This is a genomic window from Nocardia sp. NPDC059764 (assembly GCF_042732555.1).
In the GTDB taxonomy this organism is placed as follows: Bacteria; Actinomycetota; Actinomycetes; order Mycobacteriales; family Mycobacteriaceae; genus Nocardia.
This window is the reverse complement of the sequence record NZ_JBHWHH010000102.1, coordinates 15,399-27,145: the sequence shown is the minus strand read 5'-3', so window position 1 is coordinate 27,145 and position 11,747 is coordinate 15,399. Positions and strand designations below refer to the sequence as shown.

The 11,747-nt window shown below is 68.2% G+C and carries 12 protein-coding genes; 7 read left to right on the top strand and 5 right to left on the bottom strand.

What is annotated here, in order from left to right:
* Nucleotides 1-996 (bottom strand): potassium channel family protein (locus tag ACFV4K_RS22250; protein WP_379277337.1); only part of this gene is annotated, 996 nt, incomplete at its 3' end.
* Nucleotides 997-1,025: 29 nt separating this feature from the next.
* Nucleotides 1,026-2,027 (bottom strand): zinc-binding alcohol dehydrogenase family protein, encoded by a 1,002-nt coding sequence (locus ACFV4K_RS22245; protein ID WP_379277340.1) that lies wholly within the window; start codon nt 2,025-2,027, stop codon nt 1,026-1,028.
* 417 nt (nt 2,028-2,444) lie between these two features.
* On the opposite strand from ACFV4K_RS22245, the gene secY reads away from it, so the two are divergent.
* The 5 genes from secY to ACFV4K_RS22220 are packed head-to-tail and all read left to right on the top strand — an operon-like array spanning nt 2,445 to nt 8,085.
* Nucleotides 2,445-3,764 carry a preprotein translocase subunit SecY gene (gene secY / locus ACFV4K_RS22240; protein ID WP_379277335.1) on the top strand — a complete coding sequence of 440 codons (1,320 nt, stop codon included), beginning with the start codon at nt 2,445-2,447 and terminating at the stop codon, nt 3,762-3,764.
* A 14-nt stretch (nt 3,765-3,778) separates the two neighbouring features.
* Nucleotides 3,779-4,690 (top strand): LuxR C-terminal-related transcriptional regulator, encoded by a 912-nt coding sequence (locus ACFV4K_RS22235; protein ID WP_379277334.1) that lies wholly within the window; start codon nt 3,779-3,781, stop codon nt 4,688-4,690.
* A 49-nt stretch (nt 4,691-4,739) separates the two neighbouring features.
* Nucleotides 4,740-6,146 carry a S41 family peptidase gene (locus ACFV4K_RS22230; RefSeq protein WP_379277332.1) on the top strand — a complete coding sequence of 469 codons (1,407 nt, stop codon included), beginning with the start codon at nt 4,740-4,742 and terminating at the stop codon, nt 6,144-6,146.
* 5 nt (nt 6,147-6,151) lie between these two features.
* A complete protein-coding gene (locus tag ACFV4K_RS22225) occupies nt 6,152-7,435 on the top strand; it encodes a sensor histidine kinase (RefSeq protein WP_379277331.1) in 1,284 nt (427 codons plus the stop codon).
* Nucleotides 7,432-8,085 carry a response regulator gene (locus tag ACFV4K_RS22220; protein ID WP_379277329.1) on the top strand — a complete coding sequence of 218 codons (654 nt, stop codon included), beginning with the start codon at nt 7,432-7,434 and terminating at the stop codon, nt 8,083-8,085. Before ACFV4K_RS22225 ends, ACFV4K_RS22220 begins: the two co-directional genes overlap by 4 nt.
* 1 nt (nt 8,086) lies before the next feature.
* On the opposite strand, the gene ACFV4K_RS22215 is transcribed toward ACFV4K_RS22220, so the two are convergent.
* Entirely contained in the window at nt 8,087-8,632 is a 546-nt protein-coding gene (locus tag ACFV4K_RS22215) for a hypothetical protein (RefSeq protein ID WP_379277328.1), read from the bottom strand.
* 30 nt (nt 8,633-8,662) lie between these two features.
* On the opposite strand from ACFV4K_RS22215, the gene ACFV4K_RS22210 reads away from it, so the two are divergent.
* Together ACFV4K_RS22210 and ACFV4K_RS22205 are read left to right on the top strand one after the other, a co-directional pair.
* Nucleotides 8,663-9,796 (top strand): hypothetical protein, encoded by a 1,134-nt coding sequence (locus ACFV4K_RS22210; RefSeq protein WP_379277326.1) that lies wholly within the window; start codon nt 8,663-8,665, stop codon nt 9,794-9,796.
* A gap of 63 nt (nt 9,797-9,859) precedes the next feature.
* Nucleotides 9,860-10,348: a YfbM family protein gene (locus ACFV4K_RS22205; protein ID WP_379277324.1), complete on the top strand. Its 489-nt coding sequence runs from the start codon at nt 9,860-9,862 to the stop codon at nt 10,346-10,348.
* Between the two features lie 27 nt (nt 10,349-10,375).
* Here the strand turns inward: ACFV4K_RS22205 and ACFV4K_RS22200 are convergent, their stop codons facing one another.
* Both ACFV4K_RS22200 and ACFV4K_RS22195 read right to left on the bottom strand, forming a co-directional pair.
* Nucleotides 10,376-10,927 carry a CAP domain-containing protein gene (locus tag ACFV4K_RS22200; RefSeq protein ID WP_379277322.1) on the bottom strand — a complete coding sequence of 184 codons (552 nt, stop codon included), beginning with the start codon at nt 10,925-10,927 and terminating at the stop codon, nt 10,376-10,378.
* A 62-nt stretch (nt 10,928-10,989) separates the two neighbouring features.
* Complete coding sequence (locus ACFV4K_RS22195; RefSeq protein ID WP_379277321.1) at nt 10,990-11,700, bottom strand: DUF6390 family protein; 711 nt, start codon at nt 11,698-11,700, stop codon at nt 10,990-10,992.
* Between the last annotated feature and the right edge of the window lie 47 nt (nt 11,701-11,747).

Sequence of the window (11,747 nt, the reverse complement as noted above, 5' to 3'; positions counted from 1 at the left end):
CGCCCCGTCTGTGGCCCGGGTGCTGTCGCGGATCGAATCGAGTTGCGGCTGGGTACCGAGCGCGATGAGAACGGTTCCGAGCCGAAGCCGGGTGTCGGCGACGGGGTTCGCGACGAATCGGCCGTCGTCGGCGCGAAGGGCGAGGACGAGCGCGCCGCCACCGTGCCGGGGCACGGCGTCGGCGACGGTGCGATCCAGTAGCGGCGAGTCGGGCCCGATCTCGATCTCCTCGATACGGAATTCGAGATTCTCGTCGTGCATGACCACATCGAGGAATTCGGCGACATTCGGTTGCAGGGCGAAGGCGGCCATGCGGCGGCCGCCGATGAGCTGCGGATTGACCGCGCGATTGGCGCCCGCGCGCAGCAGTTTGGATTTGGAGCTCTCGGTGCGGGCGCGGGCGATGATGATGAGATCGCCGCGCAGGGCCCGGCTCGACAGGGTGACGTAGACATTGTCGGCATCGCTGTCCAAGGCGGCGATGAGCGCCTGGGCGTGCCGGATGCCCGCGGCCTCGAGGACGGCGTCGTCGGTGACATCGCCCTGGATGTACGGGAATTCGAGGTTCTCCAGGCGTTGCGGGTCGCGATCCACCACCACGATCTCCTTGCCGAGACCGCTGAGGTATTGCGCTGTCGAATGCCCGACACGGCCCCAGCCGCACACGATGACGTGTCCGCGCAGTCGTTCGATCCGGTTGTTCATGCGCCGCCGTTCCAGGTGTTGGTGTACATGACCTTCGATGAGTGCCTCGAGCAGGACACCGAACATATAGAACACGGTGCCCGCGCCGAACAGGATGAGCGCCATGGTGAATACCTGGCCGAGGGGACCGAGCGGATGGACTTCGCGGAAACCGACCGTCGTGATCGTCGTGACGGTTTGGTACAGCGCGTCGAGGTATCCGAAACCCAGTAACCGGTAGCCGACCGTACCGACGGCTGTCACCAGCAGGAAGGCCGATAGAACGCGAATGACGCGGCGCAACAGGGTCACCCGTGCAGTGTGGCAGTACCGGCGCCGGTTCAGGGAACCAGGACGGCCGCGCCCGCGAATCGCCCGTGCGCCAGATCCCGCAGTGCGCGATCGGCTTCCGCGAGCGGGTACGGGTGCGCGGTGACCTCCAGGGGATGCGCGCCGGCGAAGGCCAGGAACTCGCGCGAATCGGCGCGGGTGTTCGCGGTCACCGAGCGGATCTCGCGTTCCTGGAACAGATGTCGCTGATAGTTCAGCGACGGGATGTCGGAGAGGTGGATACCCGCGATGGACAGGACGCCGCCACGATCGAGGGCCTCGAGCGCGGGCAACACCAGCTCTCCGACCGGTGCGAAGAGTATGGCCGAATCCAGTTGTTCCGGAGGCGGTTCCACCGCTCCCTGCGCGGAGGTCGCACCGAGCTCCAGTGCGAGCCGCTGGGCCGCGAAGTCGCGGGTCATGACATGCACCTGCGCGCCTTGGGCGAGGGCCACCTGTGCCGCGAGGTGCGCGCTGCCGCCGAACCCGTAGATCCCCAGCCGCCCGCCCGGCGGGAGCGCGGCGCGCCGCAGCGCCCGATAGCCGATGATCCCGGCGCACAGCAGGGGAGCGAGTTCGATATCGGCGTAGCCCGTGGGCAGCGGCAACGCGAAGTCGGCGGGAACCACCGCGTACTCGGCGTAACCGCCGTCGGCATCCCAGCCGGTGTATCGCGAACGCGGACACAGGTTCTCGTCGCCGCGGCGGCAGAACCGGCACCGCCCGCAGGTGTGCCGCAGCCAGGCGATCCCCACCCGGTCACCGACGTGGAACTCGGTCCCGGCGTCGGGCCCGAGCGCGGTCACCACACCGACCACCTCGTGGCCCGGCACCACATCGGGTCGGTGCACGGCCAGGTCGCCCTCGGTCACGTGCAGATCGGTCCGGCAGACCCCGCACGCGAGCACCCGCGCCTGCAATTCGCCCGGACCGGGCTCGGGCACCGGGATGCGCTCCGCCTTCAACGGCTCGCCGTCGATCCGGCCCGGTTTCCGCACCCGCCACGCTCGCATCGAGTTCATCGGATACCCCCTTCGGCGTCGACGGAGTCCCTTCATTGTGAACGTCAAAACCCCGTTTGAAAAAGTTCAATTCGCTTGAATCTTCAATCGTGTCGAGGTCGCAGCCTCGAGCCTTGGATTTCGAAATGGATCCGACATGCGCATGACCCTGCAATTCCCGCGCGACGACTCGCTTTCGTGCGGGCAATCGGCTCGTATTGCCACGGCAACGCTCGAGCCATGGAGGCGATAGAGGAGCACCGCCGCCCACCCGGACGCACCGTGCGCCGGGCGTTGCGGATCCCTCCATCGGGGGAGGTCGAATTCCTTCTCGCGGTCGAGGTGGGCGGGGGCGAATCTCCGTAGCGTCGAATATCTCCGGTGCCGGTCGATCATGCTGTCCCGCACCCCTATTCGTCAGGAGTGTGCGTGCTTTCCGCTTTCGTACCGGCTGTGCGGGCCCCGGAATTGCGGCGGAAGATCGGGTTCACGCTGGGTTTGCTCGCGCTGTATCGCCTCGGTGCGGCGCTGCCGTCACCCGGTGTCGACTACGCGTCCGTCCGCAGTTGTATCGGACTCGTCTCCGGTGGTGAATCGGCCGGTATCTACCAGCTGATCGATCTCTTCTCCGGCGGCGCGATGCTGCAGCTGTCGGTGTTCGCGATCGGCATCATGCCGTTCATCACCGCGAGCATCATCACCCAGCTGCTGGCCGTGGTGATTCCACGATTCGAGGATCTGCGCAAGGAGGGCCAATCCGGGCAAGCCAGGATCACGCAGTACACCCGGTATCTCGCGATGGCGCTGGCCGTCCTGCAGGCGACCACCTTGGTGGCGCTGGCGGCCCGCGGACAGCTGCTGCGCGGCTGCCCCCACGACATCCTCGCCGACACCTCCTTGTTCGGCATGATCATCATCGTGCTGGTCATGACCGCGGGCGCGGCGCTGGTCATGTGGTTCGGCGAGCTGATCACCGAGCGCGGCATCGGCAACGGCATGTCGCTGTTGATCTTCACCGGCATCGCCGCGCGAATCCCGAGCCAAGGCCGGTCGATCCTGGACAACAAGGGCGCACTCACCCTCACCCTCGTCGGCGCCGCGATCCTGCTGCTGATCGTCGCCGTGACCTTCGTCGAGCAGGGCCAGCGCCGGATTCCGGTGCAGTACGCCAAGCGCGTGGTCGGCCGGAAGATGTACGGCGGCTCCTCGACCTATCTGCCGCTGAAGGTCAACCAGGCGGGTGTCATCCCGGTGATCTTCGCGTCGTCGCTGCTGTACCTGCCGAACCTGCTGGCGCAGCTGACCCAGAAGAGCACGGGCAATCCGGCCAAGTGGCAGGAGCTGATCCAGAAGTATCTGGTCAACCCGAGCAACCCGGTCTACGTGGGGATCTACTTCGCCCTGATCGTGTTCTTCACCTACTTCTACGTCGCGATCACCTTCAACCCGGAGGAGCGTGCGGACGAGATGAAGAAGTTCGGCGGCTTCATCCCGGGCTACCGGCCGGGCAAGCCGACCGCCGATTACCTGAACCATGTCCTGGGCCGGATCACCCTCCCGGGCTCGCTCTACATCGGCGCTGTCGCCGTCCTGCCGAGCATATTGCTGCGCTTCGGATCCGGCGGCCCGGCCCAGAACCTCGCGTTCGGCGGCACGTCGGTGCTGATCGTGGTGAGCGTCGCCCTCGACACGGTCAAGCAGCTCGAGAGCCAGTTGATGAACAGGAACTACGCGGGATTCCTGCGCTGAAGCAGACTGTGCGTATGCCCACGACTCCATCGACATCCCCGCTGCTGCTGCGGCTGGTGTCCACGCTCGTGCTCGCGATCAGCGCCACCGTGTTGGCGGCGCCCAGCGCGCAGGCCGTCATCCCGCTCGCCGGCCGCAGCGCTGCGGTGGGCTCGGACCCGCTCACCGTGGGTAGCGACATTGTTGCCGCGCGGCAGGATTCGACGATATCGGTGCTGCTCGCCAACGATCAGATCATCTTCCGAACGGGCCTGCGGTCGGTGATCGAATCCGAACCGGACCTGCGCTGCGTCGCCGAGGTCGGCGACGGTGCGGGCGCGATTCGCGAAATGCGGCGGCTGCGACCCGATATCGCCATCCTCGATCTCGACATGCCCGGTCTCGACGACCCGACCGCGATCGAGACGGTCGCGGAACTCGGCAGCGCGAGCCGCATTCTCACCCTCGCCACCGAGGACACCGATGAAAACCTCTACCGCGCACTACGCCTGGGCGCCAGCGGATTCTTCACCAAAGCGGTCCCCGCGGTGGACCTGGTCGCCGCCATCCGGACCGCCGCCCACCGTGACGTGCTGATCGACCCACGCCGGACCAGCCGACTGATCACCCGCCTGACCCACGGCAGGGAACCGTTCCCCACCGCGCCCGAAATCGCCACGCTCACCCCGCGCGAGCATCAGGTCCTGGTGTTGATGGCCGAGGCCCGCACCAATCCCGAGATCTCCGCGCTCCTCGGCGTCGGCGAGCAGACCGTCAAAACCCATGTGTCCAACGTGCTCGCCAAGCTCGGTGTCCGCGACCGCGTGGAGGCGGTCGTCTACGCCCATACCCGTCGCGTCGTCGCCGACAGCCGGTTCGCTCCTACTTCGGGTGTCGTGGGCAACGTCGGCGGTGCGGGTCATCCTGACGGAGTAGTTCGCGATTAGCTCTGTGGAGGGATGCCGACGACCACGCCGCGTTCGTAGCGTCGTCGCCATGAAGAACCGAATGCGCATCGCGGTAGGAACGCTGGCGAGTGTCACGCTGGTGGCGACCGGATCGTCCACCGCGGAGATACCCACCGGCTCCACCGGCGGCGCGGCCGAGGGTGTCTGGCAGACCGACGGATACGGCACGATCATCAGCGTGCGGGAAGATCGCCTGCAGTACTTCGACTCCACGGCGATCAGCTGCTCACCCGGTGTCCTCTCCGCCCGGCAACAACCGGGCATGCCGGACACCTTCGTCGCCGACGACGGATCACGGCAGCTCACCCTGCGATCGCGAGGACGAGACCAGGCGTCGCTGCACTACACCGGTGCGGTCGGAGATATCGCGTTGCGCCGGCTCGCCGCGCTGCCCGAACCCTGCGCGCACCCGAACGGCGTGAAGGATCCGCGAACCGTCTTCGATGTCTTCTGGACCACGTTCGCCGAGAACTACCCGTTCTTCGCGGCGAAAGGGGTGGACTGGACGTCGGTGCGTGACCGGTACCGCACCAAGATCGGCCCGAACACCACCGACGCCGAATTGTTCGGGCATCTGCGCGACATCCTGACGGCCCTCGGCGACGCCCACACCGCGCTGCGTTCCGACACCGAGGAATTCGCCAGACCACTACGGCCCGGCACCCGAGCGCTCGACGGGCTTCCCGCGTACAAAGCCTTCGATCAGCAGGTCCGCGCCCTCATCGAGCAGCACGACACCGGGAGGCCGCTACAGACATGGGGGCAGGGCATCATCGGATATGCCGATCTGCCTGACGATTTCGGATACTTGCGATTGTCGGCGTTCGACGGCTACGCCGAGGGCGGATACGAGGCCAACGCCGCCGAACTGAACCGCGCACTGGACGAGATCTTCACCGCGAGCCGGACTGCGCGTCTGCGCGGTCTCGTGCTCGATGTCCGGCTCAACTTCGGTGGCTACGACGCGCTCGGCCTCGAGCTCGCCTCCCGTCTCACCGGCAACCCGTACATCGCCTACACCAAGGAGGCCCGCAACGATCCGGCCGACCCCACCCGATTCGCGCGCTCGGAACCCTCCCGCGTGACGCCCCACGACGGCCCTCGATACACCGGCCCGATCGCCATGCTGACCAGTCCGCTCACCATCAGCGCGGGCGAGACGTTCACCCAGGCCATGACCGGTCGCGCCCCGGAACCCCGTCGGGTCGGCGATGCCACGCAGGGCGCGTTCTCCGACTTCCTGTGGCGCACTCTGCCCAACGGGTGGACCTTCGCCCTGCCCAATGAGCGATTCGACAGCAGGGGAACGAGTTTCGACCTCACCGGTGTCCCGCCCCAGGATGTCGTCGCCGCGACGCTCAGCGATGAGGAACTCGCCACAGGCCGCGATTCCGCCTTCGACAGAGCGCTCGAGCATCTTCGCGGCCGACGGTGAGCGCGGTGGCCCGCCGGGTGATCCGGACGACATGGCGAGCGCTGTCCGGCGCGGCGGTGACCGGCACACCGCAACCCCCGGACCTGTCGTCCCGCCGGTTCCTGGCGCTGCCCGACGGGATTCGCGTCGACCTGGTCCAGTTCGGTGACTGCGTGCTGGCTTTCGTGTGCTTCGCCGGGGGAGTCGCCTACATGGAAGGCCCGGCCGCCGCGTCCGGGCCGGTTGATGCGCGCCTTCTGGTGCTCGTCTCGCTGAGCTGCTCCCTGCCGCTGGCACTGCGCACCCGCTGGCCCTTGGCCGCCTGGCGGTTCGCGGTGGTGGCCGTGCTCGCCGGTGCGTGGATCGTCGGCGACTTCCTGCACCCGCCCTACACGCCCGGGGCGATCACGGTCGCGGTGCTGGTGACCTACTCCGCCGCGGTCCGCTGCGGCGGCGAGGTCACCACGGGCGTATGGCTGATCTCGATCGGAGCGGCGGTACTCGTGGACACGAGGACCGCGCTGCCGGCCGCCGTCGCGCTGACGGTCGCGGTCCTGTTCGGCCACAATGTCCGGGCGCGCCGACTGGCCACCGGGAAACTGGCGAATGAGCAACGGCGCGCGGAGGACGCGCTGGCTGAGCAGGCTGTGCTGGGCGAACGAGCCAGAATCGCCCGCGAACTGCACGACGTTGTGGCGCACCATATCTCGGTGATCGCCATCCAAGCCGAGGCGGTTCCGCTACAAGCCGAGGGCGATCCGGGCCGCTTGGCGGGGGGACTGGCCGAGATCCGGGCGCTGTCGCTGCGGACGCTGGCGGAGATGCGTCAGGTCCTCGGGCTCCTGCGCGAGCACGGCGATGCGGGCACCAGCGCGCCACAGCCGGGTCTGCACCTGCTCGAGGAACTGGTCGCCACCGCGACTCACGCCGGATTCGATGTCACCGTTGCCGTTTCGGGCGTCGAGCCGGGTTCCGCGTCCGAAATACTGGGCGATGTGCCCGCCACGGTCGGACTCACCGCGTACCGAATCCTGCAGGAGTCGGTCAGCAATGCGATGCGGCACGGGGCGGGAACCGCCATCGCCGTGGGATTGACGCACTCCGGCGACGGCCTGCACCTGCGAGTCCGCAATCGACTCGGTGGTTCGCGGTCACACCGGCCGGAGTTCTCCGGCACCTCGTGCGCGCACGGCCTCATCGGCATGCGAGAACGCGCCGCCATGCTCGGCGGCACCTTCCACGCCGAGCGCGAGGGTGACGAATTCGTGGTCACCGCAATGCTTCCGATCGAACCCGACGCACGCCGATGATCACCGTTCTCATTGTCGACGACCAGGCCATGGTGCGGACCGGGTTCACCACCTTCCTGAGCTCCCAGCCCGACATCGACGTCGTGGGTGAGGCGGCCGACGGCCGGGAAGCGGTCCGGCGGGCCGCCGAACTCGAGCCCGACATCGTGCTCATGGACGTGCGAATGCCGGTGATGGACGGGCTCGAGGCGACCCGCGCGATCGTGTCCGCGTCCACGGACCCGCCGAAGATCCTCGTCCTCACCACGTTCGACCTCGACGACTACGTCTACGCGGCCTTGCGGGCGGGCGCGAGCGGCTTCCTGTTGAAGGACGCTTCCGCCGACCAGCTCGCCGAGGCCGTCCGAGTCATCGCCGCGGGCGACGCGCTCCTCGCACCCTCGGTGACCCGGCGGCTGATCTCCGAGTTCACTCGTCTCGGCCCGCGCCGTTCCCATACCGCGCCCGCCGACATCACCGCCCGCGAAACCGAGGTGCTGACCCTGGTCGCCCAAGGCTTGACGAATCGGGAAATCGCCGCGCGCCTGGTGCTTTCCGAGCACACGGTCAAAACCCACGTGGCCCGGACCCTGACCAAGCTGGGCCTCCGTGACCGTGCCCAGATGATCGTCTACGCCTACGAAACAGGTCTGGTGCGTCCTGGCTGGTGAATCATGGGTGCCCGGCGGGATAGTAAGGCTCCCCGCACGATTCGCATTCGGCGCCCGGGTGCAATGCGTTGAGGAAGTCGCCCAGGTCGACGTGCCCCTGCAGGGCCGCGGTGGCGGCGAGGAGATAGCGAGTGTCGACTGCCGGCCGCGGGGTCGCCAGTTGCTCGGTGATCAGGGCGAGAGCTTCGGGCAGCGCGGCGCGGTATGCCTCGGCGATGTCGTCCGGGACGTCGCTCCCGGTCGCGCCGAATTCTCCTGAGCAGATCACTATCAGGCCCACGACATACAGCAGGTCCCCGCGCGCGGCAGGCGGGATCGAGCGAGCCGAGGCGACCAGGTGTGGCACCGCGGCATAGGCGGCCGGCCAGGCGGTGCCCTCGGAACACAGGTACGGCCACAGGTCGTCGAAGCGTTTCGCATCCCGCGGATTCTCGGCGATCCACCGCAGCTCGTGCGGCACGAACACGACCTCGCTGCCGAGAGGCCGACCATTCGACCAGTGGCGGTGGTCGAGTTCGAGCCAGCGAGGGTCATCGAGGGGCAGCATGGGAACGAGAGTAGAGAGTAGATTCCGGTCGTGACCGTCGACATCGATGCCGCGCAGTTCGGCAACCTCCTGCACGCGTACGGACGGTCCACCGATACACCTGCGCACCTGGCCGCGCTGGCCGGTGCGGACCCGGACGCGCGTCGCGCCGCGCTGGAACACTTGTGGTCGGCCGTCATTCACCAAGGCACGCCGTGGACGGCGACACCGCCCGCGGCCGTCGTGGTCGCCGAGCTGCTGGCGGGCCCGTTGCTGACCGACGCCGAGTTGCGGGCCGACCTGCTCGGTTTCCTGGCGGCCGTCGCCGAGGCCGGTTGGGTGTACGAGGACCTCGACGAACTGGCCCCACCAGCGGATTTCGATTTCGACTCGGCCCTCGCTGCGGCGCTCGACAGCGGCGACGAGGAGGAGCTGTACGGCGACGAGATCATGGCGAACGCGCTCTACGGCCGTGCAGTGGGCGGTTGCCGCGCCGCCGTCCCCGCTCTCCTCCCGGCCATCATGTCGGCACTGTCCGACCCCGAGACCCCGGTCCGCGCGGCAGCAGCCCACGCGCTCGCCGCCTGCCGCGCCTCGCTCACCGACCCGGACACGGGTGATCGGCTCGACGAATTGGCCGCCCGAGCCGGCTCCGACGAGCGAGCCGCGCTGGTGCTGGCCATGGGCGAACTCGGTCTGAAACCCCGTGCGTACCTGGATGATCCGCACCCCGGCGTGCGGGCGTGCGCCGCGCTGGCGCCCGGCTTGGCCGGCGACGAGGTCGCGACCGCCGAGATCCTCGCCGCGCTGCGGGACCCGGCGGCCACCGACGACTGGTTCACCCGACGTCCGCCGCAGCTGGGTAGGCGCATTCGCTTCACCCTGGTCGCGGCGGCGATCGACCGCATCGAGGACACAGCCCGATTGCTCCCTGCCGCACGGGCCATCGCCGCGATCGCCCACCTCCACACCGTCGACCACGACTGGGGACCGCTCCTGCGCGCCTTCTTCGCCGACTACACCGGCGGCAGCCCGACCGACATCCAAACCGGCTACCTCGCCGCGCTGATCGACAACCCCGACCTGTGGGACCCCCGACACGGCAACGCCGGCCTCGTCTTCCGCGACGCCGGGCTGCCGTATGACCGCGACACCTGCCGCGCGCTGATTCGGGCGGGAGAGTAGCGCGCGACAGCAGCTGTGCGCGTGACCGAGTTTGCGCCGGTTCATTCGGATACCGTCGAGTCCATGTTGGGAGTGCACTTCGCCATTACCGCCGAGCAGGAGCGGGCGCTACTCGCCGCCGACGACCGGGATGATGTGGACGCGATCGACGAGTTGCTCGGCGACATCGAGGAATCCTGGTCGGAGCCCGACCTGAAAGTCGACACCGACAAAGCCTGGGACGCTATTCATCGCAGCCTGACCGACGGCACCCTCGACCCCAGCAGCGGGCAGTATCCGCTCTCGCCCGCCATTCTCGGCGGTCGGCATCTGCATGACGACTACTACGCGGTGTATATCGGCGCGGAGCAGGTGCGGGACGTCGCGAAAGCGCTGCACGAGGTTGTCCGTGCCGATATGCGGTCGGCCTTCGACGCCATCGACGACGAGGAATACGCCGGGGCACTCGATGACGAGGACTTCGAGTACACCTGGAGCAATTTCGTCGACGTCCGGTCCTTCTACCACCGGGCGGCCGCGGCGGGACGAGCCGTGATCTTCACTGCGCAGTGACGATCCCATTGTGATCGGAGTCGCGGGTCATAGCGGGGCGCCGAAATCTTGTGTCCACAAGGGTCCGTCGGTGCCGAAGTGGACTCCGATGCCGATATCGGTGTACGCGCAGTTGAGGATATTGCCGCGGTGGCCGGGGCGCGACAGCCACTCGGCCATCACCTCCGCGGCGTCGGCCTGGCCGTGGGCGATGTTCTCGCCGACGGTGCGCCACAGATAGCCGGCGGCCACGACTCGCTGGTTCGGCATCCACCCGTCGGGGTCGCGATGATCGAAGTAGGCGCGAGCGGCCATATCGTCGGAATGGCGCTGTGCCGCGTTCTGCAGGCGCGCGTCGGGCCGTAGTGCGCCGCATCCGTGCTGCGCGCGTTCGCCGTTCACGAGTTCGAGCACACCTGCGCGCGCCGCGTCGGTCTGTGGATCGGACGGAGCGGGCGGCTGCGCCGAACCGACGTCCGGTCCCTGGGACGAGCCGGTTCCGATCCACACGGGCGGGTCCGACAGGGCAGTGGTATGGGAAAGCACTGCCCCGGCCATCACGCAGGTGATGACGGTGGCGGATCGCTTGAAATACACCACTGATGCTCCCATTGTCGTGTTGCTCCAGGATGTTTCGATAGCGGTCGGCGGTACCGACCCGGCTATGTGTCGATGTCGAGGCGGTGGTTGGTGGCGGCCAGCTGTCGGAGGGTGCTGTCGGTCAGGTTCGCGGTTTGGGTGCTGTCCAGCAGCGCAGTCAGTCGATCCCAGTGGAGGGCAACGTGATCGCCGGGTCGCGGGTCTGTCGTCAGGCGGCCGTCGGCGGTGAGGGTCGCGGTGCGGGTGCCGGGTGGGCCCAGGTCGAGGTGGTGGCCGTCCCAGGTCAGGTGGCTGGCTTCCAGCCGGACGTGGGAGCCGTCGCGGGCCACGACGCGCGCCGGGGTGATGCGGCATTTGTCGAGGACTTCCAGGGCGGTGGGGGTTGCCGCCGTGCCGAGCAGGCGGCTCCACGGGTAGACGCCGAAGACGTGGAAGCAGTGGTTGGGGGCGGCTTCGGGGGCGAGCCGGGGGGTCAGGTGGGTCCAGTACAGGCCTGCGGCCGGGCCCAGGATGGCGAGCAGTTCGGCGCAGAAGGCTGCCGGATCGAGGGTCGAGCCGATTCCTCCACCGTGCCAATAGGATTCGACCAAGCGCAGGTCGAGGGGGTCGGCGATGCCGGTCATGGCGGACATGACCTGGAGGTAGGGCCAGGCGCCGGTGAAGCGGCGGGCGGCGGCGCGGATCAACGCTGGCGATCCGTCGGACAGAGCCGTCGTGTCGGGTGGTCCGCAGTAGCCCAGCGCGTTCGGCGGGTAGGCGTAACGCGCGAACATCGTCTCCCCGGCCCCCGGGCCGGGTGGCTGGGACCGGGTGGAATCGG